At 72.0% G+C, this 23,775-nt stretch carries 22 protein-coding genes; 11 read left to right on the top strand and 11 right to left on the bottom strand.

Going from position 1 to position 23,775, the window contains the following annotated elements; translation table 11 throughout:
* Positions 1 to 73: 73 nt before the first annotated feature.
* From ACWDEN_RS17660 to cobT, 3 genes are all read right to left on the bottom strand, one after another.
* Positions 74 to 832 carry a hypothetical protein gene (locus tag ACWDEN_RS17660; protein ID WP_351615219.1) on the bottom strand — a complete coding sequence of 253 codons (759 nt, stop codon included), beginning with the start codon at positions 830 to 832 and terminating at the stop codon, positions 74 to 76.
* Positions 833 to 842: 10 nt separating this feature from the next.
* Complete coding sequence (locus ACWDEN_RS17655; protein ID WP_351615222.1) at positions 843 to 2,648, bottom strand: phosphatidylglycerol lysyltransferase domain-containing protein; 1,806 nt, start codon at positions 2,646 to 2,648, stop codon at positions 843 to 845.
* 69 nt (positions 2,649 to 2,717) lie between these two features.
* Positions 2,718 to 3,809: a nicotinate-nucleotide--dimethylbenzimidazole phosphoribosyltransferase gene (cobT, locus tag ACWDEN_RS17650; RefSeq protein WP_351615225.1), complete on the bottom strand. Its 1,092-nt coding sequence runs from the start codon at positions 3,807 to 3,809 to the stop codon at positions 2,718 to 2,720.
* Positions 3,810 to 3,953: 144 nt separating this feature from the next.
* Here cobT and ACWDEN_RS17645 point away from each other — a divergent pair, with 144 nt between their 5' ends.
* On the top strand, positions 3,954 to 4,937 hold the full coding sequence (locus ACWDEN_RS17645) for a class I SAM-dependent methyltransferase (RefSeq protein ID WP_351615228.1): 984 nt from the start codon (positions 3,954 to 3,956) through the stop codon (positions 4,935 to 4,937).
* A 53-nt stretch (positions 4,938 to 4,990) separates the two neighbouring features.
* On the opposite strand, the gene ACWDEN_RS17640 is transcribed toward ACWDEN_RS17645, so the two are convergent.
* Positions 4,991 to 6,193 (bottom strand): bifunctional adenosylcobinamide kinase/adenosylcobinamide-phosphate guanylyltransferase, encoded by a 1,203-nt coding sequence (locus tag ACWDEN_RS17640; protein WP_450859591.1) that lies wholly within the window; start codon positions 6,191 to 6,193, stop codon positions 4,991 to 4,993.
* A 79-nt stretch (positions 6,194 to 6,272) separates the two neighbouring features.
* On the opposite strand from ACWDEN_RS17640, the gene ACWDEN_RS17635 reads away from it, so the two are divergent.
* Positions 6,273 to 6,485, top strand: a complete 213-nt coding sequence (locus tag ACWDEN_RS17635; protein ID WP_055709718.1) for a hypothetical protein — start codon at positions 6,273 to 6,275, stop codon at positions 6,483 to 6,485.
* 47 nt (positions 6,486 to 6,532) lie between these two features.
* On the opposite strand, the gene ACWDEN_RS17630 is transcribed toward ACWDEN_RS17635, so the two are convergent.
* From ACWDEN_RS17630 to ACWDEN_RS17620, 3 genes are all read right to left on the bottom strand, one after another.
* Positions 6,533 to 7,594, bottom strand: a complete 1,062-nt coding sequence (locus tag ACWDEN_RS17630; RefSeq protein WP_450859590.1) for a S1C family serine protease — start codon at positions 7,592 to 7,594, stop codon at positions 6,533 to 6,535.
* Positions 7,595 to 7,651: 57 nt separating this feature from the next.
* Complete coding sequence (locus ACWDEN_RS17625) at positions 7,652 to 8,353, bottom strand: class I SAM-dependent methyltransferase (protein WP_351615234.1); 702 nt, start codon at positions 8,351 to 8,353, stop codon at positions 7,652 to 7,654.
* An 83-nt stretch (positions 8,354 to 8,436) separates the two neighbouring features.
* Positions 8,437 to 9,066 carry a DUF3043 domain-containing protein gene (locus ACWDEN_RS17620; protein ID WP_450859589.1) on the bottom strand — a complete coding sequence of 210 codons (630 nt, stop codon included), beginning with the start codon at positions 9,064 to 9,066 and terminating at the stop codon, positions 8,437 to 8,439.
* A 255-nt stretch (positions 9,067 to 9,321) separates the two neighbouring features.
* Between ACWDEN_RS17620 and ACWDEN_RS17615 the strand changes: the two genes are divergently transcribed.
* From ACWDEN_RS17615 to ACWDEN_RS17595, 5 genes are all read left to right on the top strand, one after another.
* Positions 9,322 to 10,113, top strand: coding sequence for a PspA/IM30 family protein (locus tag ACWDEN_RS17615; protein ID WP_351615239.1), 792 nt, complete (start codon positions 9,322 to 9,324; stop codon positions 10,111 to 10,113).
* Positions 10,114 to 10,146: 33 nt separating this feature from the next.
* A complete protein-coding gene (pspAA, locus tag ACWDEN_RS17610) occupies positions 10,147 to 10,425 on the top strand; it encodes a PspA-associated protein PspAA (protein WP_351615241.1) in 279 nt (92 codons plus the stop codon).
* A 92-nt stretch (positions 10,426 to 10,517) separates the two neighbouring features.
* Positions 10,518 to 11,738: a sensor histidine kinase gene (locus ACWDEN_RS17605; protein WP_351615244.1), complete on the top strand. Its 1,221-nt coding sequence runs from the start codon at positions 10,518 to 10,520 to the stop codon at positions 11,736 to 11,738.
* Positions 11,739 to 11,835: 97 nt separating this feature from the next.
* Positions 11,836 to 12,516 (top strand): response regulator, encoded by a 681-nt coding sequence (locus ACWDEN_RS17600; protein WP_450859588.1) that lies wholly within the window; start codon positions 11,836 to 11,838, stop codon positions 12,514 to 12,516.
* A gap of 153 nt (positions 12,517 to 12,669) precedes the next feature.
* On the top strand, positions 12,670 to 15,771 hold the full coding sequence (locus ACWDEN_RS17595; RefSeq protein ID WP_450859587.1) for an efflux RND transporter permease subunit: 3,102 nt from the start codon (positions 12,670 to 12,672) through the stop codon (positions 15,769 to 15,771).
* 63 nt (positions 15,772 to 15,834) lie between these two features.
* Here the strand turns inward: ACWDEN_RS17595 and nadA are convergent, their stop codons facing one another.
* Positions 15,835 to 17,019 (bottom strand): quinolinate synthase NadA, encoded by a 1,185-nt coding sequence (gene nadA / locus ACWDEN_RS17590; RefSeq protein ID WP_351615253.1) that lies wholly within the window; start codon positions 17,017 to 17,019, stop codon positions 15,835 to 15,837.
* Between the two features lie 263 nt (positions 17,020 to 17,282).
* Between nadA and ACWDEN_RS17585 the strand changes: the two genes are divergently transcribed.
* On the top strand, positions 17,283 to 17,639 hold the full coding sequence (locus ACWDEN_RS17585) for a HesB/IscA family protein (protein WP_351615255.1): 357 nt from the start codon (positions 17,283 to 17,285) through the stop codon (positions 17,637 to 17,639).
* 90 nt (positions 17,640 to 17,729) lie between these two features.
* Here the strand turns inward: ACWDEN_RS17585 and ACWDEN_RS17580 are convergent, their stop codons facing one another.
* Together ACWDEN_RS17580 and ACWDEN_RS17575 are read right to left on the bottom strand one after the other, a co-directional pair.
* Positions 17,730 to 19,373, bottom strand: a complete 1,644-nt coding sequence (locus ACWDEN_RS17580; protein ID WP_351615258.1) for a hypothetical protein — start codon at positions 19,371 to 19,373, stop codon at positions 17,730 to 17,732.
* A gap of 102 nt (positions 19,374 to 19,475) precedes the next feature.
* The gene (locus tag ACWDEN_RS17575) at positions 19,476 to 19,697 is read right to left on the bottom strand and encodes a hypothetical protein (RefSeq protein ID WP_351615261.1); all 222 of its coding nucleotides are present in this window, start codon (positions 19,695 to 19,697) and stop codon (positions 19,476 to 19,478) included.
* A 130-nt stretch (positions 19,698 to 19,827) separates the two neighbouring features.
* Here ACWDEN_RS17575 and ACWDEN_RS17570 point away from each other — a divergent pair, with 130 nt between their 5' ends.
* Positions 19,828 to 20,802, top strand: a complete 975-nt coding sequence (locus ACWDEN_RS17570; RefSeq protein ID WP_351615264.1) for a carbohydrate kinase family protein — start codon at positions 19,828 to 19,830, stop codon at positions 20,800 to 20,802.
* 68 nt (positions 20,803 to 20,870) lie between these two features.
* Here the strand turns inward: ACWDEN_RS17570 and ACWDEN_RS17565 are convergent, their stop codons facing one another.
* A complete protein-coding gene (locus ACWDEN_RS17565; RefSeq protein ID WP_351615266.1) occupies positions 20,871 to 22,247 on the bottom strand; it encodes a cysteine desulfurase/sulfurtransferase TusA family protein in 1,377 nt (458 codons plus the stop codon).
* Positions 22,248 to 22,531: 284 nt separating this feature from the next.
* Between ACWDEN_RS17565 and ctaC the strand changes: the two genes are divergently transcribed.
* On the top strand, positions 22,532 to 23,491 hold the full coding sequence (gene ctaC, locus ACWDEN_RS17560; protein WP_351615268.1) for an aa3-type cytochrome oxidase subunit II: 960 nt from the start codon (positions 22,532 to 22,534) through the stop codon (positions 23,489 to 23,491).
* A partial coding sequence (locus tag ACWDEN_RS17555) for a cbb3-type cytochrome c oxidase subunit I (RefSeq protein ID WP_450859586.1) occupies positions 23,488 to 23,775 on the top strand: 288 nt, incomplete at its 3' end. The genes ctaC and ACWDEN_RS17555, both read left to right, overlap by 4 nt.

Raw genomic sequence — 23,775 nt, 5'->3', positions numbered from 1 at the left:
CGCGGCTTTCCCCGGCCGCCGTTTCGCGTGCCTACCGCCACGACCGGCGCCGGGTCCGGCGGAGCCGCGCCGTTCAGGACTGGATCGGCGGTAAGCCCGGCCCGCGTCCGGCCCGGCTGCCCGAGCGTCGCTGGACGCGCCGTACCAGACGGCCGTACGTGTGCCGCGGCCGCAGTCGCAGCCCGTAGCGGTGCCGTACCGCCACCGCGAGGCAGATCAGCCCCACGGCCATCAGCGCGGCCAGATGCTCCTTGCCCGCCAGGTTCTGCTTGACCAGCACCTCGGCGACCATCGCCAGGGTCACCGCGCCCGAGGTGACGTACGCGCCGTAGCGCCAGCTCACGAACACGGCGAGGCCCACCACCGCCGCCGACGGACCGGTGTCCACCACCTGCGCGTCCGTCCACGGCAGCCCGAACGGGGCGTGCGCGCCCTGCGAGATGCCGACGCGCGCGTACAGGGTCCCGGCGACGGTGGCGGCGTAAGCGATCACCAGGGTCCGCCACCAGCCGATACAGATCTCGGCGATCCCGAACACCAGCAGGATCTGCGCCAGCGCCCCCCACACCGGCAGGTCCAGCGCCGGCACGAAGAGGGAGAAGGGCGTGCGGAGCAGCGCCAGCCACAGGGGGTCCTCGGCCCGTACGGCGCCCACGTTCTGCACGAACTGATAGCCCCACGGCTGGTTCTGCACGTACTGCAGCAGGGCCGTCAGACAGACCGCGCCGAGCGTCATCGGCGCCGCCCGCAGGCGCCGCTCCAGCGGGGCCGCGCGTACGGTGACGTACAGCGGCCCCCACTCCTCACGGGCCCAGCGGACGAGCGCTCTCATCGGACGGTCCTCACCGGTGTGTGTCCAGGTGCCTGCGGTGCAGCCACTTCGGCAGTCCCGGCGCCTCCAGGAAGCCCTCCGCGCGGGCCGAGGCGAGGCCGATGCGCAGCAGGTCCGCGCTCTTCTCGAAGAGCAGGAACCGCGGCTCCCAGATGGGCCGGTACTTGGCGTTGGCGCGGTACAGCGACTCGATCTGCCACCAGCGGGAGAAGAAACTGAGCAGCGACCGCCACAGCCTCAGCACCGGTCCGGCACCGAGGCGCGCGCCACGTTCGAAGACCGACCTGAACATCGCGAAGTTGAGTGAGACCTGCGTGATCCCGATCTCTCCGGCCCGCCGCAGCAGTTCGATGACCATGAACTCCATCAGCCCGTTGTCCGAGTCCCGGTCACGGCGCATCAGGTCCAGGGACAGCCCGTGCGGCCCCCACGGCACGAAGGACAGCAGCGCGCGCAGCCTCCCCTCGGCGTCCGTGCACTCCAGCATCACGCACTGCCCGTCCTCGGGGTCCCCGAGCCGGCCGAGCGCCATGCTGAACCCGCGCTCGGTCGCCCCGTCCCGCCAGTCGTCCGCACACTCGACGAGATGCGCCATCTCGTCGACCGGGGCGGTCGGGATATCCGCGTGCCGCCGGATCCGCACCTCGTACCCGGCCCGCTTCACCCGGTTGTACGCCTGCCGGACCGTGCGCATCGCCCGGCCCTCCAGCGTGAATTCGGCGACCTCCACGATCGCCTCGTCGCCGAGTTCGAGGGCGTCGAGCCCGTGCCGGGCGTAGATCGTCCCCGCCTCCTCGCTCGCGCCCATCACCGCCGGGATCCAGCCGTGCGCCCGCGCCTCCGCGAGCCACGGCACGATCGCGCCCGGCCACGCCTCCGGATCCCCGAGCGGATCCCCGGAGGCCAGGCTCACCCCGCCGACCACCCGGTAGGCGACGGCCGCCTTGCCCGTGGGCGACCACACCACGCTTTTCTCCCGGCGCAGCGCGAAGTAGCCGAGCGAGTCCCGCTCGCCGTGCCGGTCCAGCAGGGCCCGCAGCTGTTTCTCGTCGTCCTCGGTGAGCGGGTCGACGGCGCGCCGGGAGCGGAACGCGGCGTAGAACACGGCGAGGACGAGGGCCGTGCTGAGCACGTTGACGGCGACGTTGGCCCAGTTCGGCGGGTCGATCCCGGGGAAGCGGGACTCTTCGGCGGCCACCGACACCAGGCGCAGGGCGCCGTAGTGCCAGCGCTCCAGGAAGGTCGAACGGGCCGCGTCCGGCGCCTGGTTGGTGACCGTCACCAGCAGCCCGGCCAGCAGGCTCGCGGCCGGTCCGCCGACGACGGCGACCGTCGCCGCGAGCCGGGGGTTGGACCGGTCGCCCTTGGCGTAGAACTCCCGGCGGCCCACGAGGAGCGCGCCGACGAACACCGCCGTGAGCGCCAGCGAGATCCAGTTCTGCGTGTACCGCCGGATCTCCGGGAACGCCATGGCGAACGCGAACAGCGCGAGGAAGGCCCCGCTGAGCACGATGTTGAGGATCCAGGCGGCCCGCTTCCGGCGCCGCATGGTGATGGCCAGGAACGCGGTGAACACACCCGAGGCGAAGCCGGCCGTCAGCAGGTACGGGGTGAAGAAGTCGTCCTGGTTGTGCCGGCGCACGTCCTGGCCGAGCGAGACCCAGACCGCGCTGAGGAAGTTGATGAAGGCGACGGTCCGCAGATACCAGACGGCGAAGGCGGCGGCCCGCCGGGAGGCCCCGGTGGACCGCCGCCCCTCCTCACCCGGGCGCCCCGGTTCGGCCTGCTGCGGAACGGCATTTCGGGCATCTCCCATGGGGCAGGATCATATGGGTGCCGCTCCGGCGAACCTCACTTTTCCGCCGGGAGTTCGCACGAACCGGAACTACTCCCGCTCTTGGTCCTTCTCCTCCTCCGGCGCCTTCTCGGCCCCGGGCTTCTCGGGAAGCTCCGCGGCCAGCGCCGCCGCGGCCCGCACCAGCGGCAGGGCGAGCAGCGCACCCGTACCCTCGCCGACCTTCACCCCCTGCTCCAGCAGCGGCTCCAGGGCCATCCGGTCCAGCGCCTTCGCCTGTCCCGGCTCCCCGCTGGCGTGCCCGGCCAGCCACCAGTCCGGCGCCCGGAACGCGACCCGCTGCGCGACCAGCGCGCACGCGGCGGCCACCACCCCGTCGAGGATCACCGGCAGCTTCCGCACCGCGCACTGCAACAGGAACCCGGTCATCGCCGCCAGGTCCGCACCGCCCACGGTCGCCAGCAGCTGCAGCTGGTCGCCGAGCACCGGCCGCGCCCGCCGGAGCGCGTCCCGGATCGCCGCGCACTTGCGCATCCACGCCAGGTCGTCGATCGCCAGCCCGCCCCGCCCGGTCACCACCGACGCGTCGGTCCCGCACAGCGCCGCGATCAGCACCGCCGCGGCCGTGGTGCCGCCGACGCTGATGTCGCCGAGCACCACCAGGTCCGTACCCGAGTCGGCCTCCTCGTCGGCGACGGCGACACCCGCGCGCAGCGCCGCCTCGGCCTCCTCGAGGGTGAGCGCGTCCTCGAGGTCGATACGGCCGCTGCCGCGCCGCACCCGGTGCCGTACGACGTCCTCCGGGAAGGCGTCCGGCGCGCAGTCCAGAGCCATGTCCACCACCCGGACGGGCACCTCCTGGCGCCGCGCGAGCACGGACACCGGGCTCGCGCCCTCCAGCACGGCCCGCACCAACTGCTCCGCGGTGCCGGCGGAACGAGCCGAGACGCCGGCCTCGGCGACGCCGTGGTCACCGGCGAAGAGGATCACCTTCGGCCGCTCAACTGTCCGTACCGGTACGGCACTCTGCGCGGCGGCCAGCCACTCGCCCAGCTCGTCGAGGCGGCCCAGCGCCCCGGGCGGCACGATCTGGCGCTCCCGCCGGGCCTCGGCGTCACGGCGCACGCCCCCGTCCGGGCGCTCGATCAGATCGGTGAAGTCGTCCAGATTAAGCCTGCTCATTCGCCGAACAGTACCGCCAGAGAACGAACGCTTCCGCGCCACATGGCCACCACGCCCCCATGACGTCATTGCGCCCAAGATCCGGATCCCATACCTTCCGGTTTGCCGTCCGGTTTGTTGCGGAATGTCGCCCAGGGAGCCGCCATGCCGACCTCGCCCTTCACGCCCACGCCCCTACCGCGATCCTCCGACCCGTTCCTCGAACCGCGCCGCGAGGACTGCCCCTGGTGCGGCTCCGCACGGCTGCGCACCAGGGTGCGCGCCGGCGACCCCCTGCGGCACCGGCCGGGCCGGTTCGTCCTCGACGAGTGCCGCGACTGCTCCCATGTCTTCCAGAACCCCCGGCTCACGGCGGAAGGGTTCACCTTCTTCCACCGGGACTTCTACGAACGGCAGCTGGAGGAGTTCACCGCGCGCGTCCGGTCCGCCCGCGCGGTCCGCCGGCGGCACCGGGTCACCGCCTGGCGGCTGTCGGCGCTGGCCGAGGCGGAGAGCTGGCTGGACGTGGGCACGGGCCACGCCGGCTTCCCCGAGGCGGCGAAGGAGTTCTTCCCGTACACGAGCTTCGACGGCCTGGACCCGACGGCCCGGGTGCAGCAGGCCCAGCTGGAGGAACGGGTCGAGGAGGCCCACCGCGGCTACCTCGCCACACCCGGCATGACGGACCGGCTGCGCGGCCGCTACGACGTGGTCAGCATGTTCCGCCATCTGGAGCACACGCCCGACCCGCGCGCCGAACTCCGCGCCGCCCTGACGGCCCTGCGGCCCGGCGGCCACCTCGTCGTGGAAGTCGCCGATCCGCGCTGCGCGTTCGCCACCCTGCTCGGCAGATGGTGGCTCCCGTACGGTCAGCCCCGCCACCTGCACCTGCTGCCGCTGCCCAACCTGCGCGCCGAGCTGGAGACCCTGGGCTGCACGATCCTCGTGACCGACCGCAGGAACGCCCATGTGCCCTGCGACCTGTCGGCCGCGGTCGCCCTGGCGGTGGCCAGGGCCCCGCTGCTGAGACCCGCCGCCGCGCCCGCCCGGGCAGCGGCCTCGGCCCTGGACCACGCCCTGGCCCCCTTCCTCCGCCGCACACCGTTCTCCAACGCGTACCGCCTCGTGGCCCGCAAGGACCGAGGCTGACCGCGGGCGCGTGGGGGGCCCACTCTCGGCCGGCCGCGGCACCGGGCGCCCGCTCAGCCCCGGAGCACCAGCGCCTGCCCCGCCACCACCAGCAGCACCTGCTCGCACTCCGCGCCGAACGCCGCGTTCAGGCGCCCGAGTTCGTCCCGGTACCGCCGGCCGGAGGCGGTCGCGGGCACGATCCCCGAGCCGACCTCGTTCGACACGGCCACCACCGTCCGCCGGGTACGGCGCACGGCCCCGGTCAACTCCCGCACCCGCTCCCGCAGGGACTTCTCACCCCCGCCCGCCCACTCCGCGTCGTCCCACGCCCCCACCGAGTCCATGACATCCGTCAGCCACAGCGACAGGCAGTCGATCAGCAGCGGCGGCCCGTCCTCGCCCAGCAGCGGCACCAGGTCCGTCGTCTCCGCCGTACGCCACGACCCCGGCCGCCGCTCCCGGTGCGCGGCCACCCGCTCGGCCCACTCGTCGTCCCCGCCCCGCGTCCCGCCGGTCGCCACGTACAGCACGTCCGGGAAGGACTCCAGCCGCCGCTCGGCCTCCACCGACTTGCCCGAGCGTGCCCCGCCCAGCACCAGCGTCCGGCGCGGCACGTCCGGCACGTCCTCGTACGCGCCGACCGCCAGCGTCGTACCGTCCGGCACCGCTCGCGCCCCGGCCGCCGCCAGCCGGCGCCGCAACTCCGCGCCGGGCGGCACGTCGTGGTCGAGATGGACGGCGAGCACGTCCGTCGTCGGCCCGGCCGAGCCCACCGCCCGCAGGCGTGCCAGCGCGTCCGGGCGGCCGACGACGTCCGCGAGGACCATGTCGTACGACTCCGCCGTCGCCTCCTCCAGGCCCGCCGGCGCCCCGCCCGGCGGCAGATACAGCAGCCGCTGCCCCTCCGGCCCGGTCACCGCGTACCCGGTGCCGCCCGCGTCCATCGCCACGGCCCGCACCCGATGCCCCGTCAGCAACGCCAACTCCCGCCCGTCCGGCACCCGCCCGGGCTGCGGCAGCCCCGCCGGCACCTCCACCGCGGGACCGTCGTGCGGATGCGACAGCAGCACCTGCCGTACCCCGCCCAGCGAATGCCCGGCCCGCGCCGCCGCGAACGCAGCGCCCGGCGTCAGGTCGAGCAGCAGCGTCCCGTCCACCAGCACGGCGGTGGCCGCCCGCGCGTCGGGCCCGAGCGCCGTCGCACAGGAGGCACAGGGACAGTCGGGTCGGGGCAGTCCGGACGGGGCGCCGGTACCGAGCAGAGTCACTTCCACGAATCGATTTTCGCCTGTCCGATCACATCGTGCGCTTCCGGCTAGTCTTCCAGCAGGTGTTGGATCGAAGGAGGCCCACATGACGGCATGGACGTGGCGGTTCGAGAAGGCCGACGGGACGGAGGTCCAGCCCGCCGTGCAGCCCGAGGAGTTCACCACGCAGGGAGATGCCGAGTCCTGGATCGGCGAGCACTGGAAGGCACTCCTGGAGGGCGGCGCCGACCAGGTGCGGCTGTTCGAGGAGAACACCGAGATCTACGGGCCGATGAGCCTGCACGCCGACGCGGCCTGACCGGTGCGGAGGGGTGCGGCCCCGCGGCCGTAGGGGCGTACCCCTCGTCACTGCGCGCCCAGCGTCACCTCCACCGTCTTCGTGGCGCCGCTCCGCTGGTAGGTCACCGACGTCTTCCGGCCCGGCCTGTCCGCCGCCAGCGCCACCGAGAGGGAGGTCATGGTGGAGATCGGCCGGTCACCCAGCTTGGTGATGACGTCGCCGGGGCGCAGGCCCGCCCTGTCCGCCGCACCGCCGGGCCTGACGCTGACCACCGCGACCCCGGCGGGCTGGTAGCGGTCGTTCACCACGGTCCGTGCGGTGATGCCGAGCGCGGCCCGCCCGGAGTCGGTGACCCTGCCCTGCCTGACGATCTGCCCGGCGATCGTCTGCACCATCGACGCCGGGATGGCGAACCCGATGCCGGGCGCCGCGCTGCCCCCGAGCTGGGGGTCGGCGGCGGCGAGCGTCGGGATGCCGATGACCTGCCCGGCGAGATCGACCAGCGCGCCGCCGCTGTTGCCCGGGTTGATGGCGGCCGAGGTCTGCACCATGTTCGCGATGGTCGCGCCCGTACCCCCTCGGGGGGCTTCGCTGACCGTCCGCCCGGTCGCCGAGACGATGCCCTGGGTCACGCTGGACGCCAGCCCGAGCGGCGAGCCCATGGCCAGCACGATCTGGCCGACCTCCACCTTCTGGGAGTCGCCGAACGCCGCCGCCCGCAGCCCGGCCGGCACCTTGTCCAGCTTGATCACGGCCAGGTCCTGCTCGGGGTAGGAGGACACCAGGCTCGCGGTGAGCGGCGCCTCGCTGTTGGCCGTGGTCACCTTGAAGGTCCTCTCCGACCCGACCACGTGCGCGTTGGTGACGATGTGCCCCTTGCCGTCGTACACCACCCCGGAGCCCAGCTCCTGGCTCGCCTGGATCTGTACGACCGACGGCAGGACCGCCTTGATGACCTTCTGGTACTGGCTCTGCAGAGCACCCGCGGCCGTCGGCACCTCCGCCCGCGCGGTCGTCGCGGCGTCCTGCCGGGTCTCGGGAGCGGTGGCCGTACAGCTCGCCGCCGCACAGCACAGCAGCGCCGCCGCGGCGGCGCTGCGCAGGGCACGGATCGGGGAAGCGTCCATACCCCCGAGTCTCACCGCGCGGCCCTCACCCGGCCCGCGCTGCTGACCCGAACGGTCTCAGCCCCGTACGCCGCACAGGTGCAGCAGCGCCGCCACCCGGCGGTAGGGGTCCGTGCGCCCGGCCCGCTCCTCGACGGCGAGCAGCGTCTGCAGATCCCCGGGGATCTCCGCGTCGTCCGCCGCCGTGTCCGTGAACACCCGGACGCCGTACCAGGCGTGCAGCGGGGCCGCGATCCCGGCGAGCGTGGCGGTCAGGGTGGCCAGCCGGTCGGCCCGTACGTCCAGGCCGAGACGGTTGTGGTAGGCGGTGGTGTCGAAGGCGGCCAGGGCGCCCGCCCAGTCCCCGGACAGGCCCGGCCGCATGGCGAGCGCGTCGCCGTTGCGGACGAGCAGGGAGAGGAGTCCGCCGGGGGCGAGCATCCGCGCCAGGCCCGCCACCAGCGGGTCGGGCTCCTCGACGTACATCAGCACGCCGTGGCACAGCACCACGTCGAAGCTGCCCGGCAGGAAGTGCACACCGGTGTCCCGCCCGTCGCCCTGCACCAGCCGGACCCGCTCGCGGATGCCCTCCGGCTGCGCGGACAGCGCCTCACGCGCGGCGGCGATCATCGTCGCGTCCTGCTCGACCCCGGTCACCTGATGGCCGAGCCGGGCCAGCCGCAGCGCCTGCGTGCCCTGGCCCATCCCCACGTCGAGCACCCGCAGCCGCTGCCCGACCGGGAACCGGCCGGCTATCTGCTCGTCCAGCTGCCGGGCCACCAGCTCCTGGCGTACGACATCACGCAGCCTGCCCAGCTTGTTCAGCCAGGCCTCGGCCGCGCCCCCGGTGAAGGCCTCTGCGCTCAGGGCCGCTCTCCGCGCTTGACCTGCGGCTTCGGCAGCCGGAGCCGGCGCATCTGCAGGGAGCGCATCAGGGCGTAGGCGACAGCGCCTCGCGTCTTCCCGTCCGGGAAGCGCTCCTTGAGCTGCTTCTTCAGCCGAAAGCCGCTGAACGCCGCGTCCGCCACGATCAGCACGATCACCACGAGCCACAGCAGCAGCGCGATCGACTGGATCGCCGGCACCCGCACCACGCTCAGCACGAGGATCACCACGGCGAGCGGCAGGAAGAACTCCGCCACGTTGAACCGCGAGTCCACCCAGTCGCGGGCGAACTTGCGGACCGGGCCCTTGTGGGTGGCCGGCAGATAGCGCTCGTCACCGGTGGCCAGCGCCTGGCGCTGCCGCTCCAGGGCCTGGCGCCGTTCCTCGCGCTGGCGCTTCGCGGCCTCCTTGCGGTTGGTGGGCGTGTGGGCCACGCTGCGCCGCTGGGACTGGGCCTCACTGCGCTTGGGCGTGGGCCTGCCCTTCGGGGCCTGCGGGTCACGGGGCTGCTTGGAGAGGTTCACCTGCGCCTTGTCGGCGGTCGGGGCCTTCTCTTCCTTGGCACGGCTACGGAACACAAAACCCAAGGGTACGGGCTTCCCCGGCATGGACCCCAGCCCGGCGGGGAACGATCCGGCAACACCGGACGTCTGTAGGGGGACAGAGGGGACGTTCCGGCGGGGGCGGTGGGGGCAGGTGGGGGATCACCTACTCCTCACGCCGGAGCGATGACGTCCGCAGTCGTCCTCGGGGATGAGCGCATCCGTCCCCGAACAGTGCGGTAATGGAGTCAGGGCCCGTACTGTGGGTCCTGTCGCAGGATCTGTGAGCTGGAGTCCGTCAGAAGGGGGCGCGCGAAGCCCATGAGCGGTGTCATGAAGCGTATGGGGATGATCTTCCGCGCGAAGGCGAACAAGGCCCTTGACCGGGCCGAGGACCCGCGCGAGACCCTCGATTACTCGTACCAGAAGCAGCTGGAGCTGCTGCAGAAGGTCCGTCGCGGCGTCGCCGACGTGGCGACCAGCCGCAAGCGCCTGGAACTCCAGCTCAACCAGTTGCAGCAGCAGTCGACCAAGCTGGAGGACCAGGGCCGCAAGGCGCTCGCGCTCGGCCGCGAGGACCTGGCCCGCGAGGCGCTGTCCCGGCGCGCCGCGCTCCAGCAGCAGGTCACCGACCTCCAGACGCAGCACGCCACCCTCCAGGGCGAGGAGGAGAAGCTCACCCTCGCGGCCCAGCGCCTGCAGGCCAAGGTGGACGCGTTCCGTACGAAGAAGGAGACCATCAAGGCCACCTACACCGCCGCCCAGGCCCAGACCCGGATCGGCGAGGCCTTCTCCGGCATCTCCGAGGAGATGGGCGACGTCGGCCTGGCCATCCAGCGCGCCGAGGACAAGACCGCCCAGCTGCAGGCCCGGGCCGGCGCCATCGACGAGCTGCTCGCCTCCGGCGCCCTCGACGACCCGACCGGCATGGCCAAGGACGACATCGCCGCCGAGCTGGACCGGATCTCCGGTGGTACGGATGTAGAGCTGGAACTGCAGCGCATGAAGGCCGAGCTGGCCGGGGGCTCCCCGCAGCAGGCCATCGAGGGCGGCACCGGGCAGGGGCAGTCCCAGCAGCAGCCGCAGGACACCCCGCGCTTCGACAAGCAGTAGCCCGGCGCCGGGACCCGAGCCGAGGAGGCCGACATGATCGTACGGATCATGGGGGAGGGCCAGGTGAAGCTGGACGACTCCCACTTGGTCGAGCTGAACAAGCTGGACGACGAGCTGCTGGCCGAGATGGAGAGCGGCGACGAGGCGGGCTTCCACCGCACGCTCGCCGCGCTCCTGGACGCCGTCCGCCGTCTCGGGGTTCCGCTTCCCGACGACTCCCTGGAGCCCTCCGAGCTCATCCTGCCGTCGCCGGATGCGTCGCTGGAGCAGGTACGGGAGATGCTCGCCGACGATGGGCTGATTCCGGGCTAGCGCCCCGCTCGTGGCTGCGGTCAGTCGTTCCCCCCGGGCCCGGCCCGGCCGCGGCACAGGGCACCTTGCACACCCCCCGTACTGTTCCATGCGTGAGCACTCTCGAACGCGCCCGGTGCAGCCTCAGCGCCCACCCCCTCGCGCTGGACGCGTCCATCGCCGCCGGTGTGCTGGTGTGCATGGTCGCCGGATCCTTCGTGGTGCCCCGCGGAGCGCACGGCGTCACCTGGGGCATCCGCACCCCCGACCCGCTCAGCCTGTTCCTCATGCTGCTCGTCGCGGCCGCGCTGGTCTTCCGTCGCCGCGCTCCCAGGACGGTCCTGGCCGTCACCGGCGCCCTCTCCGTGATCGAGTGCGTCACCGGCGACCCCCGGGCGCCGGTGGCGATGTCCGCCGTGGTCGCCCTGTACACCGTCGCCTCGACCACCGACCGCACCACCACCGTGCGCGTCGGCCTGTTCACCATGACCGTGCTGACGGCCGCCGCCATGCTCGGCGGCCCGCTGCCCTGGTACGCGCAGGAGAACCTCGGCGTCCTCGCCTGGACCGGGATCGGCGCCACCGCCGGGGACGCCGTACGCAGCCGGCGCGCGGTCGTCCAGGCCATCCGGGAGCGTGCCGAACGCGCCGAACGCACCCGCGAGGAGGAGGCCCGCCGCCGGGTCGCCGAGGAGCGGCTGCGCATCGCCCGTGATCTGCACGACGTCGTCGCCCATCACATCGCCCTCGTGAACGTCCAGGCAGGGGTCGCGGCCCATGTCATGGACAAGCGGCCCGACCAGGCCAAGGAGGCCCTGGCGCACGTCCGCGAGGCCAGCCGCTCGGCGCTGGAGGAACTGCGCGCCACCGTCGGGCTGCTCCGCCAGTCCGGTGACCCCGAGGCCCCGACCGAGCCCGCCGGCGGCCTCGGCCGCCTGGACGAGCTGGCCGACACCTTCCGCAACGCGGGCCTGCCGGTGGAGGTGGCCCGCGCCGACCAGGGCAGCGAACTGCCCGCCGCCGTCGACCTGGCCGCCTACCGGATCGTGCAGGAGGCCCTGACCAACGTGCAGAAGCATGCCGGACCAGAGGCCAGGGCCGAGGTCAGCGTCGTACGGGTGGGCACGGACATCGAGGTCACCGTGCTGGACAACGGCGCGGGCGCGGCCGGGGTGCCCGGGGCCGGCGGCGGGCACGGACTGCTCGGCATGCGCGAGCGGGTCACCGCCCTCGGCGGCACCCTCACCACCGGGCCCCGCTACGGCGGCGGCTTCCGCGTCCATGCGATCCTGCCCCTCAAGACGCGGACCGAGACCCGCACAGACGCGTACTGAGACCCGCACAGACGCGTACTGAGACGCGCACAGACGCACTCTGAGACGCGTGAAGACCCGTACCGAAACCCGTACGACGGCCCCCGGGGGAGCCCGCATGACGATCCGTGTCCTGCTCGCCGACGACCAGGCCCTGCTGCGCAGCGCGTTCCGGGTGCTGGTCGACTCCGAGCCCGACATGGAGGTGGTCGGGGAGGCCTCCGACGGGGCCGAGGCGGTCCGGCTGGCGAAGGAACAGGCCCCCGACGTCGTCCTCATGGACATCCGGATGCCCGGCACGGACGGGCTCGCCGCCACCCGGCTGATCAGCGCCGATCCCGAACTGGCCGAGGTCCGCGTGGTCATCCTGACCACCTTCGAGGTGGACGACTACGTGGTCAAGGCCCTGCGGGCGGGCGCCTCCGGCTTCCTCGGCAAGGGCAGCGAGCCGGAGGAGCTGCTGAACGCCATCCGGGTCGCCGCGGGCGGCGAGGCCCTGCTGTCCCCCACCGCCACCAAGGGGCTGATCGCCCGCTTCCTCGCCCAGGGCGACGGCGACGACGGCCGTGACCCCGCCCGCTCCGACCGGCTCGGCGCGCTCACCGGGCGGGAGCGCGAGGTGCTGGTCCAGGTCGCCGGCGGCCACTCCAACGACGAGATCGCCGAACGCCTCCAGGTCAGCCCGCTGACGGTGAAGACCCACGTCAACCGGGCCATGGCCAAGCTGGGCGCGCGGGACCGGGCGCAGCTCGTGGTGATCGCGTACGAGTCGGGGCTGGTGCGTCCGAGGACGGACTGATCTCCACCCTGGCGTACCGCGCGTCTCCACCCTGGCGTACTGCGGGCGGAGTAGGGCCCGGATAAGGAAATGGACCCAGGGCTTACGGATCGGCCGTCCGGGATGGCTCAGGGTGAGAGGGTCTGCCGCTCACAGATTGAGAGACCCTGATCCATGTCCTGGCTGTCGAGATTCAGCCTCCGGCAACGGGCCCTGATCGGCCTGATGTCGCTTGTCGCGCTCGTCTTCGGGCTGATCGCGATACCCCAGATCAAGCAGCAGCTGCTGCCCACCATCAACCTGCCCATGGTGTCGGTGATCGCGCCGTACCAGGGCGCCTCGCCCGACGTCGTCGAGAAACAGGTCGTCGAGCCGATCGAGAACAACCTCCAGGGCGTCGACGGTGTCACCGGCGTCACCTCCACCGCCAGTGAGGGCCACGCCGTGATCATGGCGTCCTTCGACTACGGCAACGACACCAAGCGGATCGTCTCCGACGTCCAGCAGGCCGTGAACCGGGCCCGCAACCAGCTCCCGGACGCCGTCGACCCGCAGGTCGTATCCGGCTCCACCGACGACATGCCGACCGTTGTCCTCGCCGCCACCTCCGACAAGGACCAGCAGGTGCTCGCGGACCAGCTGGACAAGACGGTCGTACCGGCGCTGAAGGACATCTCCGGCGTCGGCCGCGTCCAGGTCACCGGCGTCCGCGACCTCCAGGTCACCGTCACCCCGGACGACGCCGGGCTCGCCCGGGCCGGCCTCACCTCCGCCGCGCTCGGCCAGGCCCTGCAGGCGGGCGGCGCGACCGTCCCGGCCGGTTCCTTCGACGAGGACGGCGCCAACCGGACCGTCCAGGTCGGCGGTGGCTTCACCTCGCTCGAACAGATCCAGGACCTGATGGTCACCGGCGGGAGCGGCGGCAAGCCCGTCCGCCTCGGTGACGTGGCCACCGTCAAGGAGCAGCCCGCCCCGGCGGACTCCATCACCCGCACCGACGGCAGGCCCAGCCTCGCCGTCACCGTGACCATGGACCACGACGGCAGCGCGGTCACCATCTCGAACGCGGTCAAGGACAAGCTGCCCGACCTGCGCGAACAGCTCGGCTCGGGCGCGAGGCTCACGGTCGTCAGCGACCAGGGACCGGCGGTGTCGAAGTCCATCAAGGGCCTGACCACCGAGGGCGCGCTCGGCCTGCTCTTCGCGGTCCTGGTCATCCTGGTCTTCCTCGCGTCGGTCCGCTCGACGCTGGTGACGGCGGTCTCCATCCCGCTGTCGGTGGTGCTGGCCCTGATCGTGCTGTGGACGCGCGGCCTGTCCCTGAACATGCTCACGCTCGGCGCGCTGACCATCGCCATCGGCCGGGTCGTGGACGACTCGATCGTGGTCCTGGAGAACATCAAGCGGCACCTCGGCTACGGCGAGGAGCGCAGGGAGGCCATCCTCGCCGCCGTGCGCGAGGTGGCCGGCGCGGTCACCTCCTCCACCCTCACCACGGTCGCCGTGTTCCTGCCGATCGGCCTGGTCGGGGGCATGGTGGGCGCCCTGTTCGGCTCGTTCAGCATCACGGTGACGGCGGCCCTGCTGGCCTCCCTGCTGGTGTCGCTGACGGTCGTACCGGTCCTGTCGTACTGGTTCCTGCGCGCCCCGAAGGGCACCCCCGAGGACGCGGCGGAGGCCCGCCGCCGGGCCGAGCAGAAGGAGGCGGACAGCCGCCTCCAGCGCGCCTACGTCCCCGTCCTGCGCTTCGCCACGCGCCGCCGCCTCACCAGCGTGCTGATCGCGATCGTGGTCCTGGTGGTGACCTTCGGCATGGGCGGCCTGCTGAAGACGAACTTCTTCGACCAGGGCGAGCAGGAGGTCCTCACGGTCAAGCAGGAGCTCAGGCCCGGCACCAGCCTGGCCGCCACCGACGCGCAGGCGAAGAAGGTCGAGAAGCTGATCGCCTCCACCGAGGGCGTGAAGGACTACCAGGTCACCGTCGGCTCCTCCGGCTTCATGGCGGCCTTCGGCGGCGGCACGGACACCAACCAGGCGTCCTACCAGGTGATGCTCAAGGACTCGAAGTCGTACGACAAGGTGCAGAAGCGCCTGGAGGACGGCCTGAAGCAGCTCAAGGGCATCGGTACGACCACGGTGTCGGCCGGTGGCGGCTTCGGCAACCAGAACCTGAGCGTGGTGGTCAAGGCGTCCGACCCGCAGGCACTGCGGACGGCCGCGGAGCAGGTCCGCTCCACGGTTGCCGGCCTGGACGGCGTCACGGACGTCTCCAGCGACCTCGCCACGAGCGTGCCGCGGATCTCGGTGCAGGCGGGCGCGAAGGCGGCGGCGGCCGGGTTCGACGACCAGAAGCTCGGCGCGGCGGTCGCCCAGGCGGTGCGCGGTACGACGGCGGCGAAGGCGATCCTCGACGACACCGAGCGCGATGTCGTCGTGAGGTCGGCCGAGCCCGCGACCACGCTGGCCCAGCTGAAGGCGCTGCGCCTCGGCCCGGTGAAGCTCGGCGACATCGCCACGGTGAAGCTGGTGGACGGCCCGGTGTCCCTGACCCGGATCGACGGGCAGCGCGCGGCCACCATCACGGCCAGGCCCACCGGTGACAACACGGGTGCGATCAGCACCGAGCTCCAGTCGAAGATCAAGGCGCTCAAGCTCCCGGCGGGCGCGAAGGCCGAGATCGGCGGCGTGACCTCGGACCAGAGCGACGCGTTCAAGAACCTGGGCCTGGCCATGCTGGCGGCGATCGCGATCGTCTTCATGCTGCTGGTGGCGACCTTCCGCTCGCTGGTCCAGCCGCTGATCCTGCTGGTGTCGATCCCCTTCGCGGCGACGGGTGCGATCGGCCTGCTGGTCGCCACCGGCACCCCGATGGGCGTCCCGGCGATGATCGGCATGCTGATGCTGATCGGCATCGTGGTGACCAACGCGATCGTGCTGATCGACCTGATCAACCAGTACCGCAGGCAGGGCTACGGCGTGGTGGAAGCCGTCGTCGAGGGCGGCCGCCACCGCCTCCGCCCGATCCTGATGACGGCGCTGGCGACGATCTTCGCCCTGCTCCCCATGGCCCTGGGCGTCACGGGCGAGGGCGGCTTCATCGCCCAGCCCCTCGCCGTGGTCGTCATCGGCGGCCTGATCACGTCCACCCTGCTGACGCTGCTGCTGGTACCGACGCTCTACGCGATGCTGGAGCTCCGCAAGGAGCGGCGCGCGAAGAAGCGGGCGGCCAAGCGGGAGGCGAAGGCGGAGAAGGTCCTGGAACCGGCCGGAGCCTGACGGCATGGCAAAGGGCCGGGTCTCGTACGAGGCCCGGCCCTTTCGTGTGCGTTTTCGTGTGCGCTAGGGAAGCGCGAGCATCCGCTCCAGGGCCAGCTTGGCGAAGGCCTCGGTCTCCTTGTCGACCTCGATCCGGTTGACCAGGTTGCCCTCGGCCAAGGACTCCAGGGCCCAGACCAGGTGGGGCAGGTCGATGCGGTTCATGGTCGAGCAGAAGCAGACCGTCTTGTCGAGGAAGACGATCTCCTTGTCCTCGGGCGCGAAACGGTTCGCCAGCCGCCGGACCAGGTTCAGCTCGGTGCCGATGGCCCACTTGGAGCCCGCCGGGGCCGCCTCCAGGGCCTTGATGATGTACTCGGTCGAGCCGACGTAGTCCGCGGCGGCCACGACCTCGTGCTTGCACTCCGGGTGGACCAGGACGTTCACGCCCGGGATGCGCTCGCGGACGTCGTTGACCGAGTCCAGGTTGAAGCGGCCGTGCACCGAGCAGTGGCCGCGCCACAGGATCATCTTCGCCGCACGGAGCTCGTCCGCCGTCAGGCCGCCGTTCGGCTTGTGCGGGTTGTAGACCACGCAGTCGTCCAGGGACATGCCCATGTCCCGGACGGCGGTGTTGCGGCCGAGGTGCTGGTCGGGCAGGAAGAGCACCTTCTCGCCCTGCTGGAAGGCCCACTCCAGGGCCCGCTTGGCGTTGGAGGAGGTGCAGATCGTGCCGCCGTGCTTGCCGGTGAACGCCTTGATGTCGGCGGAGGAGTTCATGTACGAGACCGGCACGACCTGCTCGGCCACGCCCGCCTCCGTCAGCACGTCCCAGCACTCCGCGACCTGCTCGGCCGTCGCCATGTCGGCCATGGAGCAGCCGGCGGCGAGGTCGGGCAGGACGACCTTCTGGTCGTCGGAGGTGAGGATGTCCGCCGACTCGGCCATGAAGTGCACACCGCAGAACACGATGTACTCGGCCTCCGGGCGCGCGGCCGCGTCCCGGGCCAGCTTGAAGGAGTCGCCCGTGACGTCGGCGAACTGGATGACCTCGTCGCGCTGGTAGTGATGGCCGAGTACGAAGACCTTGTCGCCGAGCTTCTCCTTGGCCGCGCGGGCGCGCGCGACCAGGTCCGGGTCGGACGGCGAGGGCAGGTCACCGGGGCACTCGACGCCCCGCTCGCTCTTCGGGTCGGCCTCACGGCCGAGCAGCAGCAGGGCGAGCGGAGTCGGCTGCACGTCGAGTTCCGGGGTCTGGGCGGTGGTCACGACACGCACCCTTTCTACTTTTCGTCTAACTGACGCTATCTATCATAACCGGTTCACGTCACTTTGACGACGGCCATAGCGTCGATGTGACGTGAATCCCGCCCGGCTCCCTCCTCGGGTCGCTGTCGGCCTTCCCGGCCATGTGCGAGCATGAAGACGGAAGCAAAAGGCGACAACGTGACTGCCCGGCCCGGAATGAATCCGCGCAAGCGCCGGTTGCACTCGTCGGCAAGCAGTCTCCGTACAACCCGGGAGAGATGTAGATGTCCGTATCGGACGAGACCACCACCGTCACCGACGGCATCATCCTGACCGACGCCGCCGCGGCCAAGGTCAAGGCCCTGCTCGACCAGGAAGGCCGCGACGACCTGGCGCTGCGCGTCGCCGTCCAGCCCGGCGGCTGCTCCGGCCTGCGCTACCAGCTCTTCTTCGACGAGCGCTCGCTCGACGGTGACGTGAAGAAGGACTTCGGCGGGGTCAAGGTCGTCACGGACCGCATGAGCGCCCCGTACCTGGGCGGCGCGACCATCGACTTCGTGGACACGATCGAGAAGCAGGGCTTCACGATCGACAACCCGAACGCGACCGGCTCCTGCGCCTGCGGCGACTCCTTCAGCTGAGCCGAGGGATCCGGCCCGAGGGCCTGACGGATGCGGAAGGGCGGCGGCCCCCTCAGCGGGGGGCCGCCGCCCTCGTCGTACGCCGGAAGGCTAGCGAGACTGCACCGATGCGTCCGGCCGCAGCGCGCCCGGCTTGGTCCGGGGGATCCCGGCCCCGTCGGCACCGACCACCGCCCGCCCGTCCAGCGGTGCAGCCAGCCGTACGGTCTTCACGTACTCCTTGGCGATCAGCACACACACCTTGCCGGGCCAGGGGTGCTCGGTGACGGTCACGGTCACCCGCTCGCCGCTCTCCTTCGCCGCCACCGTGTAGTCGGCGCACACCCCGCCGAAGAAGCTCACGGTCAGCACCCGGCCCTCCGCCATGTAGCCGGTCACCTTCACACTCCGGGGTGCCGCGGACGCGGTGGGCGCCGAGGGCGTGGCCGCCGACGCCAGGTACCGGGGATCGACCGCCGGGTACGACACCGTCGACGCGCCCTGACCGGCCGGCTCCCGCACCTCGAACAGCCAGGACGGCACCAGCGTCTGCCGCCCGGCGACGGAGTGCGCGGACAGCCCGAACACCGCCTTCTCCACGGTGACCGGGTCCGTTCCGGCGTCCGCCCCCTCCTGCTTCGGCACCTCCGTGGACGCGCCCGCGGACGCGGCCGTGGGCGCGCCGCACGGCTGCTCCAGCCGGTCCTTCATCGGCACCGGACTGACGCAGCCGCCGATCCCCATGCGGTGGTCGCTCTTCGGCGCCGCGTTCATCAGCTTCAGCGTCTTCGCGGCGCTCAGCACGGGATACGTGTCGCCCTTCACCGGCGCACCGAGCAGCCCGTGCCCGCCGACCAGCTCGCCCTGCCGGTCCACGGTCAGGCCGGTCGTCCAGCCGTAGGTCGGCAGCCCGCCGACCACCGGGTCGGCGTTCACGACCCGCTGGCTGCCCATGACCTGGCTCGCGTCGGTCTTCGCGTCGTCCAGCCCCGCCGCCTTCAGCACCGGCGCGGCCGCCTCGGTCGCCTTCCGCACGCTCACCGGGGCGCCCGTCGGGCCCATCGGGTCGTGCGCGCACAGGACGCCCTTCGTGCAGTCGTCGGTGCCCGGCGCATACCGGCTGAACGTCCAGCTGCCCGGCGCGTCACGGTTCACCGTCAGGCTCGGCCCGGAGCCGTCCTTGCCGCCGACGCCGTCGACCCGCCAGATCCGCCCCTCGGCCACCGGCGTGCCGTCGATGCCCAGCGCCTTGGCCAGCCGGGCCACCGCGTCCTTGCCGACCTCGCCCTTCGGCACGTACACCGGCGCGGAGCCGGGCCCGGCCGGCAGCTCGCCGTGGGCGACGTACGTGGCGCCGTAGGGGTCCGGCTCGCCCGGGGCGATCCCGCCCGTGCCGGTCCAGCCGTCCAGCGCGAGCGGCGGGGGAGTGGCGCCGGAGTCGGCCGCGCCCGGTCCGCCCGTACGGCCGCCGGTGCCGCTGCTCGCCGCGAGGTACGCGCCACCGCCGCCGACCAGCAGCACGGCGGCGGCGACGGAGACGACGACGAGCCGCGACCGCCGCCTGCTTGCCTGCCCGCCCTCCGTGTCGTCGGCGCCCTCCGCCGCGGCGGGCGCCGGCTCAGGCTTCCCCGAGTCCTCGGAACCCTCCTGACTCGCGCCGTTCGCGCCCTTCGCGGCGCTCCCGGCGCTCTCCGCGCACTCGGCATGCTCGGAGCCCTCGGGGTGCTCGCGGTTCTCGGGTCGCTCGGTGTTCACCGCATCGCTCCTCGCTGGTCGTATCCCGCATCCCCCGCCTGGGGGACGGCGATGGGACGCGGGAGGGGAGCGTGCGGTTCCCTGCCAAATGCGCCCCGCGCGTCAGTCGCCGTAGTCGGACATCGCGTCCAGCAGCCGCGCGGACCGCACCGGCACGGTCACCCCGTGGATCAGCGACGGCGGCACCGGCCGGGGCTCGGCGTGCTCGGGGACCGCCCAGTGCGGAGCCATCCGGGCGCAGTCGCCGCGCAGTGCGGCGAGATCGCCGTCCGGGTCACTCCCGAGGTCGGCGGGGGCGGTGTGGCGGAACTTGAGGTTGGTCATGACCGCACCGTAGGCCTGCTCCGGGTCGCGAAGAAAGACGTACTATCGGGTAGTTTCGTCAGCTACAGCGTGAGCGGCCGAGCGGGTAGCGTGAACTGTCAACCCAGCCTCCCGCAGGAGATTCCCCGTCGTGCGCATCGCAGTCACCGGCTCCATCGCCACCGACCACCTCATGACCTTCCCCGGCCGCTTCGCCGACCAGTTCGTCGCGGACCAGCTGCACACGGTTTCGCTCTCCTTCCTCGTCGACAACCTGGACGTCCGCCGGGGCGGCGTCGCCGCCAACATCGCCTTCGGCATGGGCCAGCTCGGCACCAGGCCGATCCTGGTCGGCGCCGCCGGCTTCGACTTCGACGAGTACCGGGCCTGGCTCGACCGGCACGGCGTGGACACCGACTCGGTCCGGATCTCCGAGACCCTGCACACCGCCCGCTTCGTGTGCACCACCGACGCCGACCACAACCAGATCGGCTCGTTCTACACCGGCGCGATGAGCGAGGCCCGCCTCATCGAGCTGAAGACCGTCGCCGACCGCGTGGGCGGCCTGGACCTGGTCCTCATCGGCGCCGACGACCCGGAGGCGATGCTCCGCCACACGGAGGAGTGCCGCTCCCGCGCGATCCCCTTCGCCGCCGACTTCTCCCAGCAGATCGCCCGGATGGACGGCGACGAGATCCGGGTGCTGCTGGACGGGGCGACGTACCTGTTCTCCAACGAGTACGAGAAGGGCCTCATCGAGACCAAGACCGGCTGGAGCGACGCCGAGATCCTCGCCAAGGTGGGCCACCGCGTCACCACGCTCGGCTCGCGCGGCGTGTGCATCGAGCGCGTCGGCGAGGAACCGATCGAGGTCGGCGTCCCCGAGGAGGAGCGCAAGGCCGACCCCACGGGCGTCGGCGACGCCTTCCGCGCGGGGTTCCTGTCGGGGCTGGCCTGGGGCGTCCCGCTCGAGCGCGCCGCTCAGGTGGGCTGCATGCTGGCGACGCTCGTCATCGAGACGGTGGGTACGCAGGAGTACCGGCTGCGGCGGGGGCACTTCATGGAGCGGTTCACCAAGGCGTACGGGGACGAGGCCGCTGCCGAGGTCCAGGCCCACCTGAGCTGAGCCGCGACTGCTCGTCCGCCCCGGCGGGCCCGCTGTCGACAGCGGGCCCGCTGCGGCTTCGCAGCCCCTCAGCTCACCCGGCGCACCACGTATGCCGTGCCCCGGTCCGCGGGCTCCTCCCCGACGTACTCCTGCCCCCGCATCTCGCACCACGCCGGGATGTCCAGGCGGGCCGCCTCGTCGTCGGACAGGACCCGCACCGTCCCGCCCACCGGCACGTCACCGAACACCTTCGCCAGTTCGATGACCGGGATCGGGCACCGCTTGCCGAGGGAGTCGACGACCAGTTCCTCGGCCCGTACGGCGGTCTCGGGCGCCGGTGCGCCCAGTTTCTCCCGGACCCCCGCCACCGCCCCCGGCAGCACCTCCAGGAACCGCTCCACGTCCTCCTCGCCCGCCCCCGCCGGCAGCGACACCCGTACGTTCCCCTCGCTCAGCACGCCCATCGCCTTCAGCACATGGCTGGGCGTCAGCGTGCTGCTCGTGCAGGAGGAACCGGAGGAGACGGAGAAGCCCTCCCGGTCCAGCTCGTGCAACAGCGCCTCGCCGTCGACGTAGAGGCAGGAGAAGGTGACGATCCCGGGCAGCCGGCGTTCGGGGGCGCCGACGACCTCCACGTCCGGCACCAGCCGCGGCACCCGCGTCCGGATCCGCTCCGTCAGCTCCCGCAGTCGTACCGCCTCCTGGGCCGCCTCGGCCCGCACCGCCCGCAGCGAGGCCACGGCCGCCACGATCGCCGGGAGGTTCTCGAAACCGGGCGCCCGCCCCGACTCCCGCTCGTCGACGGGCCCTTGGGCGGCGAACCGCACCCCCTTGCGCACGACGAGCAGCCCGACCCCGGACGGCCCGCCCCATTTGTGCGCGCTGGCCGTCAGCACCGACCAGTCGCCCTCGACGGGTCCCCACCCCAGCGACTGCGCCGCGTCCACCAGCAGCGGCACCCCGGCGGCCCGGCACACCTCGGCCACCTCGGCCACCGGCTGCACGGTCCCCACCTCGTGGTTGGCCGACTGCAGACACGCCAGCGCGGTGTCCGGGCGCAGGGCACCCGCGTAGCCCGACGGCTCCACGGCACCCGCCCGGTTCACCGGCACCCGGGTCACCGTGCCGCCGTCCGCCTCGAACACCTCCGCCGAATGGAGTACGGAGGAGTGTTCGACGGACGACACGATCAGGTGGCGTCCGACCCTCCGCCTTCCGGCCAACGCCCCCGCGACACCCGTGTGTACGGCCCGCGTACCGGACGAGGTGAACACCACCTCGTCGGCCCGGCAGCCGACGGCTTCGGCGGCCGCCTCCCGGGCGGCGTCCAGCAGCATCCGGGCCCTGCGTCCCTCCCGGTACAGCCGTGCGGGATCGGCCCATCCCTCATCCAAAGAGGCCAACAACGCCTGACGGGCCACAGGATGGAGGGGAGCGGCGGAAGCAGCATCAAAGTAGGCCATACAGCAACGCTAAACCGCCGGTCAGGGCAGCGTCCCGAAGGGGTGCGGGGCTGTGTCGATTGCGGCTCCGCCGCGGGGCGCGACCAGCCACGAAGGGCCCGCAGCCGCCAATCAAGCGAACCACCCGAGTTAGTAGGCACCCCTCCCCGCGAACCCCCGGAGGGCGTCGGCTAGGGTTTGGTCCGCATAAACATCCAAACCCCTGCCCGACGCAGGGCGGCGACCGACCAGCGAGAAGAAGGCCGCAGCCGACCGCGCGGGCGAGACTCTCGGGAAGGCGCTACGTGAGTCCCAACGGCTCCGACCGCTCGCCGCGGCGCCCGATGCGGCGGAAGCTGCTGCAGGCACTGACCGCGGGCCTGGTCCTGGCGACCGCAACCGGTTGCACATACAAGGACTTCCCCCGCCTTGGCATGCCCACCCCGACCACGGAAGAGGCTCCGCGGATCCTCTCCCTGTGGCAGGGCTCCTGGGCTGCCGCGCTCGCCGTCGGCGTGCTGGTGTGGGGCCTGATCCTGTGGAGCGCCATGTTCCACCGGCGCAGCCGCACCAAGGTCGAGGTACCTCCGCAGACCCGGTACAACATGCCGATCGAGGCCCTGTACACGGTGGTCCCGATCATCATCATCTCGGTGCTCTTCTACTTCACGGCCCGGGACGAGACGAAGCTCCTCAGCCTCGACAAGAAGCCCGACGTCACGATCAACGTGGTCGGCTTCCAGTGGAGCTGGGGCTTCAACTACATCGAGAACGTCCCCGGTGTCTCCGGCAACGCCAAGACCGACACGAACCTGAACGCCATTCCGGACCGGTTCAAGGACCAGTTCCCGGCGAACGCCGGTGGTGTCTACGACGTCGGTACGCCGGCCACGCGGAACCCGCAGACCGGCAACCCCGGTCCGACGCTCTGGCTCCCCAAGGGCGAGACCGTCCGCTTCATCCTCACCTCGCGTGACGTCATCCACTCCTTCTGGGTGGTGCCGTTCCTGATGAAGCAGGACGTCATCCCGGGCCACACCAACGCCTTCCAGGTGACCCCGAACCATGAGGGCACCTTCCTCGGCAAGTGCGCCGAGCTCTGCGGCGTCGACCACTCGCGCATGCTGTTCAACGTGAAGGTCGTATCCCCGGCGGCGTACCAGAAGCACCTCCAGGACCTCGCCAAGAAGGGGCAGACCGGTTACATTCCCGCCGGCATCGCGCAGACGAGCCACGAGAAGAACCGGGAGACGAACAACCTGTGAGCATCCTCAACGAACCCCAGGGTGCCGCGGCAGCTGAAGGCGCGTTCGCGGACGAGCTGCCGGTCAGGCGCAAGCAGCCCGGCAATGCCGTGGTGAAGTGGCTGACGACCACCGACCACAAGACGATCGGGACGATGTACCTTGCGACGTCGTTCGCGTTCTTCCTGATCGGTGGCGTGATGGCGCTGCTCATGCGCGCCGAGCTGGCCCGTCCCGGCCTGCAGATCATGTCGAACGAGCAGTTCAACCAGGCGTTCACGATGCACGGCACGATCATGCTGCTG

Source organism: Streptomyces sp. NPDC001153 (assembly GCF_053598315.1).
This window is presented reverse-complemented; position numbering and strand designations above follow the sequence as displayed.